The sequence below is a fragment of the Cupriavidus necator N-1 genome (genome assembly GCF_000219215.1).
Classification (GTDB): domain Bacteria; phylum Pseudomonadota; class Gammaproteobacteria; order Burkholderiales; family Burkholderiaceae; genus Cupriavidus; species Cupriavidus necator.
The window spans coordinates 1,161,968-1,177,736 of sequence record NC_015723.1; the positions used below are offsets into that span (position 1 = coordinate 1,161,968).

15 protein-coding genes are annotated in these 15,769 nt (G+C 68.2%); 7 read left to right on the top strand and 8 right to left on the bottom strand.

Annotated elements, in window-relative coordinates:
* Positions 1 to 22 precede the first annotated feature (22 nt).
* The 4 genes from CNE_RS23420 to CNE_RS23435 are packed head-to-tail and all read right to left on the bottom strand — an operon-like array spanning position 23 to position 5,309.
* Entirely contained in the window at positions 23 to 958 is a 936-nt protein-coding gene (locus CNE_RS23420) for an ABC transporter permease (RefSeq protein WP_013952760.1), read from the bottom strand.
* 34 nt (positions 959 to 992) lie between these two features.
* A complete protein-coding gene (locus CNE_RS23425; protein ID WP_013952761.1) occupies positions 993 to 2,576 on the bottom strand; it encodes an ABC transporter substrate-binding protein in 1,584 nt (527 codons plus the stop codon).
* A 60-nt stretch (positions 2,577 to 2,636) separates the two neighbouring features.
* Positions 2,637 to 4,091, bottom strand: coding sequence for a M81 family metallopeptidase (locus CNE_RS23430; protein ID WP_013952762.1), 1,455 nt, complete (start codon positions 4,089 to 4,091; stop codon positions 2,637 to 2,639).
* Between the two features lie 51 nt (positions 4,092 to 4,142).
* Entirely contained in the window at positions 4,143 to 5,309 is a 1,167-nt protein-coding gene (locus tag CNE_RS23435) for an NAD(P)/FAD-dependent oxidoreductase (RefSeq protein ID WP_013952763.1), read from the bottom strand.
* A gap of 186 nt (positions 5,310 to 5,495) precedes the next feature.
* On the opposite strand from CNE_RS23435, the gene CNE_RS23440 reads away from it, so the two are divergent.
* Positions 5,496 to 6,233, top strand: a complete 738-nt coding sequence (locus CNE_RS23440) for a helix-turn-helix domain-containing protein (RefSeq protein ID WP_041228613.1) — start codon at positions 5,496 to 5,498, stop codon at positions 6,231 to 6,233.
* 45 nt (positions 6,234 to 6,278) lie between these two features.
* Positions 6,279 to 6,458 (top strand): hypothetical protein, encoded by a 180-nt coding sequence (locus tag CNE_RS23445; protein ID WP_013952765.1) that lies wholly within the window; start codon positions 6,279 to 6,281, stop codon positions 6,456 to 6,458.
* A 23-nt stretch (positions 6,459 to 6,481) separates the two neighbouring features.
* On the opposite strand, the gene CNE_RS23450 is transcribed toward CNE_RS23445, so the two are convergent.
* Positions 6,482 to 7,786 carry an MFS transporter gene (locus CNE_RS23450; protein WP_013952766.1) on the bottom strand — a complete coding sequence of 435 codons (1,305 nt, stop codon included), beginning with the start codon at positions 7,784 to 7,786 and terminating at the stop codon, positions 6,482 to 6,484.
* 108 nt (positions 7,787 to 7,894) lie between these two features.
* Positions 7,895 to 8,488 carry a TetR/AcrR family transcriptional regulator gene (locus tag CNE_RS23455; RefSeq protein WP_013952767.1) on the bottom strand — a complete coding sequence of 198 codons (594 nt, stop codon included), beginning with the start codon at positions 8,486 to 8,488 and terminating at the stop codon, positions 7,895 to 7,897.
* 163 nt (positions 8,489 to 8,651) lie between these two features.
* Here CNE_RS23455 and CNE_RS23460 point away from each other — a divergent pair, with 163 nt between their 5' ends.
* From CNE_RS23460 to CNE_RS41745, 5 genes are all read left to right on the top strand, one after another.
* The gene (locus tag CNE_RS23460; protein ID WP_013952768.1) at positions 8,652 to 9,419 is read left to right on the top strand and encodes an SDR family NAD(P)-dependent oxidoreductase; all 768 of its coding nucleotides are present in this window, start codon (positions 8,652 to 8,654) and stop codon (positions 9,417 to 9,419) included.
* Between the two features lie 236 nt (positions 9,420 to 9,655).
* Positions 9,656 to 11,002 (top strand): MFS transporter, encoded by a 1,347-nt coding sequence (locus CNE_RS23465; RefSeq protein WP_013952769.1) that lies wholly within the window; start codon positions 9,656 to 9,658, stop codon positions 11,000 to 11,002.
* A gap of 81 nt (positions 11,003 to 11,083) precedes the next feature.
* Positions 11,084 to 12,199 (top strand): NADH:flavin oxidoreductase/NADH oxidase, encoded by a 1,116-nt coding sequence (locus CNE_RS23470; RefSeq protein WP_013952770.1) that lies wholly within the window; start codon positions 11,084 to 11,086, stop codon positions 12,197 to 12,199.
* Between the two features lie 30 nt (positions 12,200 to 12,229).
* The gene (locus CNE_RS23475) at positions 12,230 to 12,652 is read left to right on the top strand and encodes a VOC family protein (RefSeq protein ID WP_013952771.1); all 423 of its coding nucleotides are present in this window, start codon (positions 12,230 to 12,232) and stop codon (positions 12,650 to 12,652) included.
* Positions 12,653 to 12,916: 264 nt separating this feature from the next.
* A complete protein-coding gene (locus CNE_RS41745) occupies positions 12,917 to 13,084 on the top strand; it encodes a hypothetical protein (RefSeq protein WP_010812488.1) in 168 nt (55 codons plus the stop codon).
* 33 nt (positions 13,085 to 13,117) lie between these two features.
* On the opposite strand, the gene CNE_RS23480 is transcribed toward CNE_RS41745, so the two are convergent.
* Both CNE_RS23480 and CNE_RS23485 read right to left on the bottom strand, forming a co-directional pair.
* Positions 13,118 to 14,950 carry an ATP-binding response regulator gene (locus CNE_RS23480; protein WP_013952772.1) on the bottom strand — a complete coding sequence of 611 codons (1,833 nt, stop codon included), beginning with the start codon at positions 14,948 to 14,950 and terminating at the stop codon, positions 13,118 to 13,120.
* Positions 14,950 to 15,585 carry a response regulator gene (locus CNE_RS23485; RefSeq protein WP_013952773.1) on the bottom strand — a complete coding sequence of 212 codons (636 nt, stop codon included), beginning with the start codon at positions 15,583 to 15,585 and terminating at the stop codon, positions 14,950 to 14,952. Before CNE_RS23485 ends, CNE_RS23480 begins: the two co-directional genes overlap by 1 nt.
* Positions 15,586 to 15,769 lie beyond the last annotated feature (184 nt).

The following is a 15,769-nucleotide window of genomic DNA, read 5'->3' on the forward strand; positions in this document are numbered from 1 at the left end:
GCAGGTCTCGCGGCGAAAGCCATCAGTACTTGATGCGCGGATCGAACAGCCGGTAGCTGAGGTCGATCATCAGGTTGATCAGCACGTAGACCCCGGCGGAGACCAGCAGCACGCTCTGGATCACCGGGTAGTCGTGGCGCTGCACCGAGTCGACCACCAGGCGGCCGACACCCGGGATCGCAAACACGGTCTCGGTCACGACCACGCCGCCGATCAGCAGCGCGATGCCCATGCCGACGGTGGTGGCGATCGGGATCGCCGCGTTGCGCAGCGCGTGGCCCAGCACCGGCAGCACGCCCAGGCCCTTGGCGCGCGCCGTGCGGATGTAGTCCTCGTGCAGGACTTCCAGCACGGTAGCGCGCGTCATGCGCGTCACCAGCGCGATATAGACCAGCGCCAGGTTGACGCAGGGCAGCACCAGGCTGCGCAGCCATGCGCCAGCGCCGTCGGCGAGGCGCGCATAGCCCTGTACCGGGAACCAAGGCAACTGGATGGCAAAGGCGTAGACCAGCAGGTAGCCCACCAGGAACACCGGCAGCGAGAATGCCAGCACCGCGAACAGCATCACCAGCCGGTCGACCCAGCTGCCGGCGCGGTATGCGGCCAGCGTTCCCAGTGGCACCGCGACCAGCAAGGTCAGCAGCATGGTCAGCGCGGCGACGGAGACGGTCGGCTCCAGCCTCTGTGCCAGCAACCGGGCCACCGGCACCTGGGTGAAGATGGAGGTGCCGAGGTCGCCGGTGGCGAGCCGGCCAAGCCACAGCAAAAACTGCCGCCACAACGGCTGGTCCAGCCCCAGTACGCCGCGCAGCCTGGCGATGTCGTCAACGGTCGCGAGGTCGCCTGCGATCAGCGCCGCCGGATCGCCCGGCGACAAGTGGATCAGCAGGAAGACCACCACGGCCACCACTGCCATCACAGGCAGCGTCGCGGCCAGGCGTCGGAGCAGGTAGCCCATTGTCGTGTTTCCCCCGGTGGTTCGTGCTTCGTGGTTATTTGTCGAGCATCCAGACCGTGGGCATGCCGGCCCACATCCTGTCGATGCCCTTGAGGCTGGCACGCGCCGCGAAGGCCGCCGAGTACTGGCCGGCGTTCACATAGGGCACCGCCTCATAGGCGCGCTTCTGGAAGGCATCGAGCAGTTCCTTGCGTTTGGCGGGCACGGTCTCGCGGATCCAGGCCGTGCGCAGTGCGTCGAGCGGCTTGTCGCAGGGCCAGCCGGGCAGGCTGGTGCCGCAGGCGGCGCCGAGGTAGGCATTGGTGATCGGGGAATCGGCATCGAACTCGCCCGCGACGGTCACGTACATATTCCAGCCCCCGGCCTCGGGCGCATCCCGCTTGGCGCGGCGCGCGCCGATGGAGGCCCAGTCCATGTTCTGCATGTCGACGTTCATGCCCATGCTGCGCATGGTCTGTGCCGCCATCAGGGCTTCAGCGTTGAGCTGGGGAATGTCGGTCGGCACAAGCAGCACCACCTTTTCGCCCTTGTAGCCCGCCGCGCCCAGCAACTGCTTGGCACGGGCCGGATCGGCCTTGCGATACGGTTCGGCGCCGGCAGCGGTATCGTTGGGGCCGCCGCAGATGAAGAAGGTGGCGCAGTAGTTGATGCGCATGTCGAGCGGGTAGCCCATGGCCGCGGTGAAGCGTTCCTGGCTGACCGCCTGCAGGAAGGCCTGGCGCACTTTCGGGTTGTTGAATGGTGGATGCAGCTGGTTCATCACCAGCACGCCCTGGTAGGCGCCGCCCGAGCCGAGCTTGATGCCGGCGTCGCCGCGCAGCGGGGTGATGTAGTCCGGCGGTACCTGCTCGATCAGGTCGACCTCGCCGCGCTTGAGCGCCGCGATGGCGCTGTTGGCGTCCGGCAGGTAGAGCCATTCGACGCGGTCCACGCGAGGCTGCTTGCTGCCGGCGAGGCCGCTCGCGGGCTCGCTGCGTGCCACGTAGTGCGGGTTGCGCACGAAGACCGCCTTGTTGCCCGGCACCCATTCGTCGCGCTTGAAGATGAAGGGGCCGGAGCCCAGCACCTCGGGCAGCGGTGCGGTGGCGGGCATCCTGGCCAGGCGCTCCGGCAGGATCACCGGGGGAAAGCCAGAGGGCTTGGCCAGCGCATCGAGCACCATGCCAAAGGGCTCCTTGAGCGTCAGCGTGAACGTGCGCACGTCGACCGCCTTCCACTCGGCGCCGGCTTCGCCCATGGCACGGCCCAGGCTGTCGCGCGCGCCCCAGCGCTGCAGCGAGGCGATCGCGTCCGCCGAGGTAACCGCGCTGCCGTCCGAGAACTTCAGGCCGGGGCGCAGGGTGAAGCTCCACTGCCGCGCATCCTTCGAGCTGCTGTACTTCTCGACCATCTGCGGTTGGGGCTTGCTCCTGGCGTCCTGCGCGAACAGGGTGTCGTAGACCATGTAGCCGAAGTTGCGCGTGATGTAGGCCGTGGTGAAGGTCGGATCGAGGATCTTCAGGTCGGCATGCGCCACGACCTTGAGCGTCTTGGTCTGCGCCAGCACGGGCAGGCTGGCGCCTGCCAGGACCAGGGCGCCCGCCGCGAGCGCGGCGGATAGGGGTCGGTTTGGTGTCATCTGCAGTCTCCGTTTTCGTCGTTGTCGTTGTTGTCGTGATCGCAGCCAGGCGGCCGGCGCTCAGGCCGCGGTGCTGTCCAGCGGCCACTTGGGCCGTTGGATCTTGCGATAGGCCAGGGTCGTGAGGTCAAGCGTGACGGCACCCGGGGCGCCCGCGTAGATCACGTGCCCTGCCACTTTCGAGTAGCAGGCGTAGAAGTGCTGCGAGGACTTGACCACGATGATCTGCTTGCGCGCCAGGTCACAGCCCAGCTGGGTGAACATGTCCGTGCCCATGGCCTGGTTGCGCAGCGTGATCAGCACGATGTCGATGCCGTTGGCTTCCACCAGCGCGCAGTCGCCCATCGGCACCGGCGCGTCGGACAGGCCGGTCATCACCATGTCGGGCAGCAGGGCCTTGACCGTGCAGTCCAGGTCCAGCGGGTCGCCGGATAGCGGACTGATCTTGCCACCGATGCGCATCGACAGGCGTGCGCCCACGCCGGCATCGAAGGCGATGCGCACCGCGATCGGGTCCCACATCGGGCCGACCGCCGCATTGCCGATGCCGCGCTCGATCATGCGGCGCAGGATAAAGGTGGAGTCGCTCGCTGCGCCGCCGCCGGGATTGTCGGCGCCGTCGGCCAGCACCACCGGCCCGGCGTCGAAGGCCAGCGCCTCGTCGAGCGAGGTGTCGATGTCCGGGTAGCGCACCGTGAGCCCGTCGCGCATGGCGATCAGTTCGTCGGCCAGTTGCCGCGCCAGCGCATCGGCCCTGGCCTGGTTGCCATCGGCGTAGACCAGCACCTTGGTGCCCATCCCTGGCACATCGCCCCATGAAAATCCATGCGCCACCGAGATCGACAGCACGCCGTCGCGCCCTTCCAGCGACTGGATGCGGTCGATGAAGCCGCGCGCCGGCTCGCGCGAGGTGTGGACCGTGACGATCATCCTGCAATCGACCACCGCCGCCACCGGGCGAACCTTGCCTTCCACCGTGGCCGCGCACAGGTCGACCAGTTCCAGCGCGCGTTCCAGCACGTCGGTATGCGGGTATTCCTTGAAGGCGACCAGCACGTCGGCGTATGCCACCATCTCGGGCGTCAGGTGGCAGTGCGGGTCCAGCTCAGCGCCGATCACCACCTCGGGTCCGACGATGGCGCGCACACGCTGCAGCAGGTCGCCCTCGCAGTCGTCATAGCCATCGGCCACCATCGCGCCGTGCAGGCCGAGCACCACCATGTCCACCGGCAGCGCCGCGCGCAGGTCGGTCAACAGTTCCTCGCGCAGGGTTTCGTAGGCATGGCGGGTGGTGGTGCCGCTGGGCTGCGCGCCGGCCACCATGCCTTCGCACAGCTGCCAGCCGCGCTCCTTGCCGCGGATCCGTGCTGCCCACAGCGGGCCTGAGAAAAACGTCATCTGGTCAGGATGCTGGCCGGCCGCGAAGTAGCCGCGGTCCCTGAAGGACGACAGGCCGGTGGGCATCGGCGCAAAGGTGTTGGTTTCGGTAGCGAGGGAGGCACTGAAGACACGCACGATGGTTGGCTCCTGGTCAGTCGGGGACTAGCGGTTGGGGGAAGACGCGATTCAGGCCGAAGCGGCCAGGCGGGCCAGGCGCGCCGGCCCGAGCATCTCGGCGCTCAGGCCGAACGAAGCGGGATGCGCCGGCACCGGCAGGCCGCGCGCCAGCGCGGCACAGGTCTCGCCCATGGCCGCCGAGGTCTGGATGCCGTAGCCGCCCTGGCCCGCCACCCAGAAGAAGCCCGGCACGGCGTCGTCGAACCCGCCCACCAGGTCGCCGTCGGCGACGAAAGAGCGCAGCCCGGCCCAGGTGCGCGCAGGGCGGCGGATCCTGAGCGAGGTCGCGGTCTCGATGCGGTCGATGGCGAGCGCGATATCCATTTCCTCGGGCTGGACGTCCTGTGGCTCGACCGGATCGGCATTGGCCGGGGAGCCCAGCAACATGCCGGCATCGGGCTTGATGTACCAGTCCTCGTCGGCACCGAAGACCATGGGCCAGCCGCTGGTGTCCATCTCCACGGGCGGCGCGAAGACGAAGGCAGAGCGGCGGCGGGGTTCAATCCCCAGCGGTTGCACGCCGGCCAGCCGTGCGATGACGTCGGCCCAGGCGCCGGCGGCGTTGAGTACCACCGGTGCCGCATATACCGCCCCGCCAGCATCCACGCGCCAGCGGTCCTGCACGCGTGCCATGGCCGTGACTTCGGCATCGCACACCAGCTTGCCGCCGGCCTGGCGCATGCCGCGCAGGTAGCCCTGGTGGATCGCGTCTACATCCATGTCTGCGGCGCCGGGCTCATAAACGCCGCCGGCCAGTTGCTCGGCGCGCAGCGCCGGTACGCGCTCGCACGCTTGCGCGGCACTCAGCAGGCGGGCGTCGGGATCGACGGCGCGCACCACGTCCCAGTGCGCGTCAAGCAAATGCTGTTGCCCGGGGCCGGCGACCATCAGCGCGCCGCGCGGCGTGAGCAGCGGGTGCGAGGCAAAACCCGGCGGCGGATCCTGCAGGAAGGCGCGGCTTGCCATCGTCAGCGCGCGGACCTGCGTGGTGCCGTAGCTTTCCATGAACAACGCCGCCGAGCGGCCGGTCGAGTGGTAGCCAGGCTGGGCTTCGCGTTCGAGCAGGATGACGCGGCCATGGGGCGCGAGCCAGTACGCGACGGAAGCACCGGCAATGCCGCCTCCAATGATGAGAAAGTCGGCTGGAATCGGTGAGGCAGCGTGAGTCGGGCGCATGGATCAGGTGGCATGAGAGCGCCTGCGAGGCGCTCGTGCATTCGGAATGGGAGTGAGTGTAGGTAAGAATTTGCGTATATGCAAATTGCGGATACGCAAATCTTGCGTTAAGGTGGGCGCCAGGGGATGAGCCTTGGCGCGGTCTGCTCTGTTAGCATTCCGTCCAATGGAAAAAAGGATGCAGGCTTGAAACCACACACCGCCCAGGGGCGCGGCAGCGGCATCGGGACCGATGACGACGAGTCGCGCACGCTCGACCGCGAAACCTTTGGCAAGCGCCTGCGCTCGGCGCGCAAGGCCTTCGGCTGGACGCTGGCGCACCTCGCCGAACTGTCGGGCGTCTCGATCACCACCATCTCGCGTGCGGAGCGCGGGCAACTGGCGCTGGGCTACGAGAATTTTGCTGCGCTGGGCCAGGCGCTGCAGATGGACATGGGCTCGATGTTCGCGGGTGCCGGCACGAAGACGTCACCGTTCCAGGGGCCTGTCGTGACCCGGGCCGGCGCGGGCGTGACCTACCGGGGATCGTCGCTGACCTATGAATTTCTTGGCGCAGAGGCCGTCGGCAAGCAGATGAGCCCGGTGGTCGGCACCGTGCATGCGCGCCGCATCGAGGGCCCCGGTGACTTCTCGCGCCATCCCGGCGAGGAGTTTGTCTATGTGCTCAGCGGCGAGATCGAAATACAGTTCGACAACGGCGAGAAGCTGCGCCTGGCGCGCGGCGATGCGTTGTATTTCGATGCCCGCATGGGCCACGCCTACATCAGCGTAAGCCGGCAGCTCGCCCGGATCGTGGGCGTGACCACCAGCGAAAGCAACTTCATGAAGTCGGCCCAGGCGGCGAAGCCGGAGGCGGTGCCAAAACGGACCGTCGGGCGCTCGCAGGGGAAAGCCGCCGCGACCAGGAGCAAGGGCAAAGGCTGAAGGGGCCGGAACCCGCGCTTTTCCGCTTGGACCAGCAGCTTCACCGTGGAGGCCAATGCCAACGGGCAGTGGCAGGTGGTCGCCAGCGGCAGCGACATCGGGCAAAACCGCTTCCTGTTGCTGCCCGGCCCGGTAGCGGCCTCGGCGCTGTGCATCAATGTCGTGTCGCGCGACCAGCGGCCGCCGAGCCTGTATTCGTTCGTAGCTTACGCGAAGGGCTGCTGAGGCTGGCACCGGGGCAGCGCAGGCTACGCCCGCGCTGCCTCGATTGCCGCCGCCGCGCGTGTCCGGCTGACCATCAGCGCCAGCAACGCCGCCACCATGCAAGCCGCACCGGCCGCATACAGCGCCGGCGTATAGGTCAGCAGCAGCGTACGGCTCAGCCCCGCGCCGAATGCCGCCACGGCCGCGCCGATCTGGTGGGCCGCGAAGATCCAGCCGAACACCATCGGCGCGCGTTCGCGCCCGAAAGCAGTGGCCGCCAGCTTGATCGTGGGCGGCACGGTGGCGATCCAGTCCAGGCCGTAGAACATCGCAAAGATCGACAGGCCGTACAGCGTGAAAGTCGAATGCGGCAGCCAGAACAGCGACAAGCCGCGCAGCGCGTAGTACCAGAACAGCAGCTTGCGACTGTCGTAGCGGTCCGACAGCCAACCCGACAGGATGGTGCCGACGAAATCGAACGCACCCATCATCGCCAGCGCCGAGGCGGCCGGCACCGGGCCCATGCCGAAGTCGCCGCACAGTGCAATGAAGTGGGTTTGGATCAGCCCGTTGGTGCTCAGCCCGCAGATGAAGAAGGTGCCGGCCAGTACCCAGAAGGTCTGGGTGCGGGCGGCATCGCGCAGCACCCGGAAAGGCCCGCGCAGCGTGAAGGGCGTGACGGGTTGCGCGGCGGGCGGCGTGGCTGGATGGGCCGGGACTTCGCCGAACGCAGCCAGGCCGACGTCGGCGGGCCGGTTGCGCATCAGGCCGAATACCAGCAGCGCCAGCGCCGCGCAGGCAGCCAGCACCGGCAGCACGGCCACGCGCCAGCCCATATGCTCGATCAGCCAGGCTGCCACCGGCAGGAAGGCCAGTTGCCCCGTCGCCGCGCCGGCCGTCAGGATGCCGATCACCAGCCCGCGCCGCGCGCTGAACCAGCGGTTGGCGATCACGGCCGCCAGCACCAGTGCGGTCAGCCCGGAGCCAACGCCCAGCATCAGACCCCAGGCGACAAAGAGCTGCCACAACTCGGTCGACACGGTGGCCAGCGCCATGCCGCCGGCAATCAGCGCCAGCGCGGCGCAGACCACGTTGCGCACGCCGAAGCGATCCATCAGCAGGGCCGAGAACGGCGCCATCAGCCCGAACAGCGCAAAGCGGAAGGCCAGGATCGATGAGATCTGGTCGGTGTTCCAGCCCATCTCCCTGGTCAGCGGCTTCAGGAAGGCACCGGGCAGGCCAAGCGCGGCCGAGGTGGTGAGTATTACCAGGAAGGTCAGGGCGGCGACCAGCCACGCGTAGTGGATGCCGCGCCGGTCGAGCCGGCTGGAAAGGGCTTGCGCGAACATGGGGGTCTCGTTGTCAGGGTCTGGGAGGCGTTGGCAAAGGGCAAAGCGAAGCCATCCCCGCCGTGTCTGACGGCGGCGGGGGTGTTTCAGGCTTCGGGAAAACGGGGTTTAAGCGGTGCTGCCCAGCAGGCGGCTCCGCACGGCGCTTAGCATCTCGTCGGAGAGCGGATCGCCGTCGGTGGCACGCGCCAGCGTGAGGGCGCCGACCAGCAGCGCCATGCGCACCAGCGCTTCATCGTGGCGCACCTGCGGGTCATCGGATTCAACGGTCTGCGCCATGTCGTCCACCATCAGGCGCAAGCCTTCCACGTAGGCCTGGCGCACGGGCTTGTCGGCGGGTTCGCGGGCCACGTCCACGGCCAGCGCCGCGGCGGCACAGCCCACGCCCGGGTTGGCGCAATGCGCGGCGGTCAGGTAAGGCTCTACCAGGTTGGCCAGCATGGCCTTGCGGTCGCCATCGGCGCGGGCCAGGCGGCGTTCCCAGCGGGCGGTCGATTCTTCAAACGCGCGCTTGCAGGCCTGCGCGGCCAGCGCGTCCTTGGAGGCGAAGTGGCCATAGAAGCCGCCATGGGTCAGGCCGGCGTCCGCCATCAACTCGGCCACGCTGACGCCATTCAGGCCGCGTTCGCGGAACAGGCGCGACGACGCCTGTTCGATCGCCTCGCGGTTCTTGTCGGTTTGTTCGCGTGATGCGCGTGCCATCTGAAGACCTCTTCGGAATTTCTACCTTGACCGGAGTTTAGATGATGATCATACTTTATTCAATAGATGACAGGCGTCATCTATGTGTAGTCTCCCTTTCGCCGCATTTGTGCCGATGCGCTGTCCAGGCGCCGGCTCCCAATCCTCACAGGAGTGATCAGTCATGCAGAACCTATTCGACCTTGGCGGCCGCGTTGCCGTCATCACCGGCTCCACCCGCGGCATGGGCTTGGAAATGGCGCGCGCGCTTGGCGCGGCCGGCGCCGCCGTGGTGGTGTCCGGGCGCGATGCGGGCGCGGCGCGCGACGCCGCCAGCCAACTGGAGGCCGAGGGCATCCGCGCCACCGGCATCGCCTGCGATATCGCCGACGTTGACAGCGTGCGCGCCTTCGCGGAGCAGGCGCTGGCCGCGTATGGGCGTGTCGATGCACTGGTGCTCAATGCAGCCGCGAGCGGCCAGCCCGGGTCGATGCTGAGCCAGGGACCCGAGGTGTTCGATGCTGCCATGGCGGGCAATGTGCGCGGCAACCTGGTGCTGGTGAACGCCCTGGCGCCGCAGATGATCGATCGCCGCGACGGCTCCATCATCTTCATGTCGAGCATTGCCGCCAAGCGTGGCTCTGCCTTCCTGGGGATGTACAGCGTGACCAAGGCCGCCATCGACCAGGCGGCACGCAGCCTGGCGCTGGAGCTGGGGCCGTCCGGCATCAACGTCAACGCGATCAATCCCGGCCCGGTGCGCACCGAGTTCTCCCGCGACGCGCTGTGGGGCGATCCGGAGCGCGAGGCGCGGCTGGCTGCCGGCGTGCCGATGCGGCGCATCGGCGAGGCCAGCGATGTCGCGGGTCTTGCCGTTCTGCTGGCGGCACCGGCCGGGCGCTTTATCCACGGGCAGAGCATCGGCGTGGATGGCGGGCTGTCGGTGCAGTAACTCCGGGAGCGTGGCACCGGCCAGTGCTCAGTGTCATTGGCCGGGCAGGGGGCGATAATGTACATACATATGAACGCGTCTTCAGCACGTTGAAGGGTTTTCCCGTATCGTCTTGACCTGACGATCACCATGCCTTGTGTGCAGCCCTTGCACCACCAGTCCCGGCATGGCGGCAACCGGTAAAGACATTGACCAGCACAGCCCCCCTCCAATCCGCCTCGACCGCGGACGCCGCCATGACTTCGCGCGAGCGCCGCGGCATGGCCGCCATCCTCATCGCCGTCGCCCTTGCCACCCTGGATACCGCGATCGCCAACACGGCGCTGCCGTCGATCGCGGCAGACCTGCGCGCCACGCCGGCGGCGTCGGTGTGGGTGATCAATGCCTACCAGCTGGCGATGGTGTCGACGCTGCTGCCGTTCGCCGCGCTGGGCGGCGTGCTGGGCCACCGGCGCATCTACCTTGGCGGCGTGGTGCTGTTCACCGCCGCCTCCGTGGTGTGCGCGCTGGCGTGGTCGCTGCCGACACTGGCGGCGGCGCGGGTGCTGCAGGGCATTGGCGCGGCGGCCATCATGAGCGTCAACACGGCGCTGATCAGCGCGCTCTTCCCCACGCACCGGCTCGGGCGTGGGCTGGGGTTCAATGCACTGGTGGTAGGCGTGTCGTTCGCGGTGGGCCCCACGGTGGCCTCGGTGATCCTCTCGTTCAGCACGTGGCCGTGGCTGTTTGCCGTTAACCTGCCGATCGGCCTGCTGGCGCTGGCGATCGGGCGCGGTTCGCTGCCGCAGACGCCGCGCAGCACGCACGGCTTCGACCGCGTCGCGGCGGGGCTCAGCGTTGTTGCCTTTGCCGCGCTGGTCCTTGCGCTGGGCGAAGGCGCGCAGCGCGCGCCGCTGCATCTGTCGCTGGCCGCGGCGGGCATCTTCGCGGTGACGTTCGGCCTGCTGCTGTGGCGCGAGCGCGGCCATCCGGCACCGATGCTGCCGGTGGACCTGTTCCGGCGGCCCATGTTCGCGCTGTCGACGCTGACCGCGGTGTGCTCCTTCGCCGCGCAGGGTCTGGCCTTCGTCTCGCTGCCGTTCTACTTCCAGCACGTGCTCGGGCGCGGGCAGGTCGAGACCGGTTTCCTGCTGACCCCATGGTCCGTCGTGGTGGCGCTGATCGGGCCGCTTGCCGGACGGCTGTCTGACCGCTATCCGCCGGCCGTGCTCGGCGGCGTGGGGCTGGCGGTGCTCAGCGCCGGCATGTTGTCGCTGGCCATGCTGCCGGCCGACCCCAGCGCGCTCGATATCGGCATCCGCATGTGCATCTGCGGCGCGGGTTTCGGCTTCTTCCAGTCGCCCAACCTCAAGGCGTTGATGACGAGCGCCCCGCGCGAGCGCAGCGGCGGCGCCAGCGGCGTGGTGGCCACGGCGCGGCTGCTGGGGCAGGCCAGCGGTGCGGCGCTGGTGGCGCTGTGCTTTGGCATCGCAGGCGACCACGGGCCGGGGTTGGCCCTGGCGCTGGGCGCGGGCTTCGCCGGGCTGGCCGCGATCGCGAGCTGGCTGCGGCTGGCAGCGCGCGATCCGTTGGCGGCGGCGTAGCGGCGTGGCCGGGCCGGCAGCAATTCCGGCGCCGGCCTAGAATCGATACTTCCTGTCCGATCCCTGCATGGAGCAGCACGCATGAGCCTTCTGTTCGAACCGCTCGCCATCGGCGATCTCACCCTCGCCAACCGCATCATCATCGCCCCGATGTGCCAGTATTCCGCGCAGGACGGCAATGCGGGCGACTGGCACATGATCCACCTCGGGTCGCTCGCGCTGTCCGGCGCCGGCATGCTAATCGTGGAAGCCACGGCAGTCTCGCCCGAGGGGCGCATCACGCCGCAGGACCTGGGCCTGTATTCCGACGAAAACGAGGCGGCGCTTGGCCGCGTGGTCAAGGCGATGCGCGCGCATTCGCCGATCGCCATTGCGATCCAGTTGGGGCACGCCGGCCGCAAGGCGTCGAGCCAGGCGCCGTGGGATGGCGGGCAGCAGATCGCGCCGGATGCGCCCGGTGGCTGGCATGCGGTGGCGCCTTCAGCGGTACCGCATGGCGCGGAAGAAGTCGCGCCTGTCGCGCTTGATCGTGCAGGCATGGACAAGGTGCGCGATGACTTTGTCGCGGCGGCAAGGCGTGCGGCGCGGCTGGGGCTGGATGGGATTGAAATCCATGCCGCGCACGGCTACCTGCTGCACCAGTTCCTGTCGCCGCTGGCCAACCATCGTGACGATGAATACGGCGGCAGCCTGGAAAACCGCATGCGGTTCCCGATCGAGGTATTCGACGCGGTGCGTGAGGTGTTCCCGGCTGAGCGTCCGGTGTGGATGCGTATTTCCGCAACCGACTGGGTGCCGGGCGGATGGGATATCGAAGGAACGGTGGCGTTGTCGAAGGCTCTCAATGCACGCGGCTGCGCGGCGATCCACGTGACCACCGGCGGCGTGTCGCCACAGCAGGCGATCAAGCTCGGGCCCGGCTACCAGGTGCCCTATGCGCAGCGCGTGAAGGCCGAGGTCGGCCTGCCGACGATTGCGGTGGGCCTGATCACGGAGCCGGAGCAGGCCGAGGCCATTATCGCCAACCATGAAGCCGACGCGGTGTCGCTGGCCCGCGCCATGCTATATGACCCACGCTGGCCCTGGCATGCGGCCGCGCGGCTCGGCGCAAGCGTGCAGGCGCCGAAGCAATACTGGCGGTCGCAGCCGCGCGAACTGAAGGACCTGTTCGCCGATGCGGCTTTCGGGCAGCGCTAGGCTGCCGGTCGAAACCGGAGGATCCCCGCCATGAAACCCCGGATTACGCTGATCACGCTGGGAGTCGATGACCTGCAGCGTGCGGTGCGCTTTTATCGCGACGGCCTGGGCCTGCCCACCGCAGGCATCGTCGGCGAGCAGTTCGAGCACGGCGCCGTGGCCTTCTTCGACTTGCAGGCCGGATTGAAGCTGGCAGTCTGGCCGCGCACCAGTCTTGCGCATGACACCGGACTGCCGGTGACGCCGCGCGCGCAGACGGATTTCTCGCTGGCGCATAACGTCGGCGACAAGGCGGAAGTGGATGCGGTGATGGCCCAGGCGCTGGCGGCGGGCGCCAGCGTGGTCAAGCCGGCGCAGGATACGTTCTGGGGCGGGTACGCCGGCTATTTCCAGGATCCCGACGGGCATCTGTGGGAAATCGCGTGGAATCCCGAGATGCTGCCCGCGGATTGAGACCAGCGCGGTGCGCGCCTTGCGCACGCCCGAATCCCTTGTATCAAGACATTGCTTTGCGGCGCTGCGTCATGACTGGTGCAGTGCCGCAAAGGGATTTCCATGATTGCCACGCTCCGTCGAAGTGGTGACTATCATTTCAACAGACAGCCATAGCATGCTGGCGACGGAGCGCCCCCCACGCATTCCCGCAAGACCCCGCATCACGCCCCGTCGGCAGCCCACCGAAGTAAAGCAATAAGAACAATGGCAAGGGAGACATCCATGCAAGTCTATGACAGCCTGCTGTATGTGACTGCGATGGTGCTGGTGTGTTTGTATGTGTATCTGGGCGTGCTGTCCCGCAGCACGGCGATCCGGCTGGGTTCCCCGGCGATCGTTGCGGGGCTGGTGCTCGCCTATTCGCTGTCCCCGCTGCACTCTGGCGGCTGACGCCACCGGCCCCCGGCTGAGCGGGGGTGCTGCTTACCTTGCCACGGCCGCCGTCTGACGGTCGGGGTTGCCTTCGCCCTGCGCCGCGGGGTCGCGCAGCAGCGTATCGATGGCTGCCTGCAATTCCTGCGGTACCACCGGTTTGTGCAGCAGCGCGGTGCCGGATGCGTGCGCGGTGCGCAGCCGGTCTGCCGCCGTATCCCCCGTGATGATGATCGCTGGCACGTGTCGGCCCAGCCGCTGGCGGATCGCGTCCAGCGCTTCCTGGCCGGTACGGTGGCCGCGCAGGCGGTAGTCCGCCAGGATCAGCGCCGGGGTGAAGGCTGACAGCAGCGCGAGCGCTTCTTCCTCGGATTCGGCCGTGCGGCACTCGCATTGCCACGCTGCCAGCAGTTCGGACATGGCGGTGCGGATGGCGGCGTCGTCGTCGATCACCAGCACGCGCAGCCCGTCCAGGCCGTGCGGCGCCGGCGGGCGTGGCGCTTCTTCCGGCGTGCCCCATGCCAGCGGCATGTTGAAGCGGAACACCGAGCCGCGCCCGGGCCGTGAGCCCAGCGTCACGCGCGTGCGCATGGTGCGCGCCAGGCCGTCGACAATGGCAAGCCCCAGGCCCAGCCCCTTGCGCTGGTCGCGCTCCGGATTGCCGAGTTGGTGGAATTCCCGAAAGATGTCACGGTGCTGCGCGGCGGGTATGCCGATGCCGGTGTCCCATACCTCGACCACGGCGTGCAGCCGGCGCATGCGGCAGGCCACCAGCACGCCGCCTTGCCGGCTATAGCGGATGGCATTGGCGATCAGGTTGCGCAGCACCAGTTCGACCAGCGTGGGGTCGCCGTAGAGCATGGCGGTGGTATCGCGCGTGCGGTACACCAGCCCGCGTGCGTCGGCCTGTGGCGCGAACTCGTTTTCCAGCTTGTGCAGCAGCGGCTGCAGGCGGAAGGCGCGCGCCCGGGGCGTGATCACGCCGGCCTCCAGCTTGGAGAAATCCAGCAGCGAGTTCAGCATCTCGCGCGCCGCGCTGGAAGAGGCTTCAATATGCGCCACCAGCTGGCGCTGGCGTTCATCCAGCCCGGTGCGCCCGAGCGATACCAGGAACAGTCCCATTGCATGTAGCGGCTGGCGCAGGTCATGGCTGGCGGAGGCCAGGAACACTGACTTGGCCCGGCTGGCGTCTTCGGCCGCATGCTGTGCGGCCTCGGCGCGCGCAGTCTGCTCGCGCAACTGCGAGATCAGCTCCACGTTCTCGAAGCGCAGCGCAATTGCGTGCCGCGCCACGCGCGCGTAGTTGCGGGCAAAGACCAGCAGCACGCACAGGTACAGCGGCGTGCCGAGAAACATCGGCAGGTACTCGATATCGCCGGTGGCAAGGAATGCGATCCAGACCGGCACGATCGCAGGCAGGAAGAAACCGATTGCCACCGGCAGGCATGCCGAGAACACGGCCAGTGCCGCCGCGCTCATGCCGGCGATCAGCGACAACACGCAGATCACCACCGCTGGCTGGCGCACGTCCAGGTATAGCCATGCCACCAGGCCCCACAGCGCGCCGATCAGCGTCAGCATCGCGGTCATGCCGCGCGCATAGCGCCCCGCGCCGGCTTCGGACAGCCGTCCCGGCAGCCGCAGCCGGCCGAAGTACGCAATCGCGCAGGCCAGGGCCATCGCGCACGCCCAGGGCAGGGCGCCGGGCCGGTTGCCGGTCAGGGTCAGGCCCGTCGCCAGGATAAAGGCCGCCAGCGAGCAGCCCAGCATGGCACTGCTGAAGCTCTGGTCGATCAGGGTCATCTGCGCGGCCAGCAACCGCGGCTCGTCGTAGCGGGGCAGCCACGGCAGCCGCATGCGTGACGATGCCGCCTGGTCCGCCATCACCGCGCCGCCTGCACCAGGCCGCGGCGTTGGGCTTCAAGGATGGCTTCCAGGCGGCTGACCACGCCAAGATGACTGAGGATGGCCGCGACATGGACGCGCACGGTGTTTTCGGACAGGCCCATATGGTAGGCAATGACCTTGTTCGAGCGGCCGAGCGTGAGCTGGTGCAGCACCTCCAGCTGGCGCGGCGTCAGCGCGCTGACGGCATAGGGCGCCGGTGGCGGTTGGATGCCGGCATCGGCATCGCCGGAAAAATGCGTGCCGCCTGCCAGGCAACAGGCGATCGCTTCCTCGATCTCGCGGGCATCGGCGGACTTGGGCAGGAAGCCCGCGATGTCGCGCCGCACCTCGGCCGGGATAATCTCCAGGCCCGACGTGCCTGACACGATCAGGATGCGTGCGCTGGAGAAATGCCGGCGTAGCACCTTGACGCCTTCGATGCCGTTCAGCCCCGGCATCTGGATGTCGAGCAGCAGGATGTCCACGGCCGCGCCGCCATGGTCCTGCACCGCCTGCATCACCGAGCCGGCCTCGATGATATGCGCCACGCTGGGGCTGTCGGCCAGCACCAGGCGCAGGCCGGTGCGGAACAAGGTATGGTCGTCGATCAGCAGCAGTCGGGCCTGGGACATGGGCGAGGGGCGGGCAGCGGGCGAAAGCCATTGGACAAGAATCCCGCGCGCTTGTCCATGCACAAAGTGCGTGCGTGCGGCTAGTCCGGAAAGATTATTTGCCGCGCGGCGTGGCGGTGCGAAGATTCGAGGCGTGGGCAGTTCCGCGACGTGCCCACACCGCTTTTCCTTACCCACTACCACC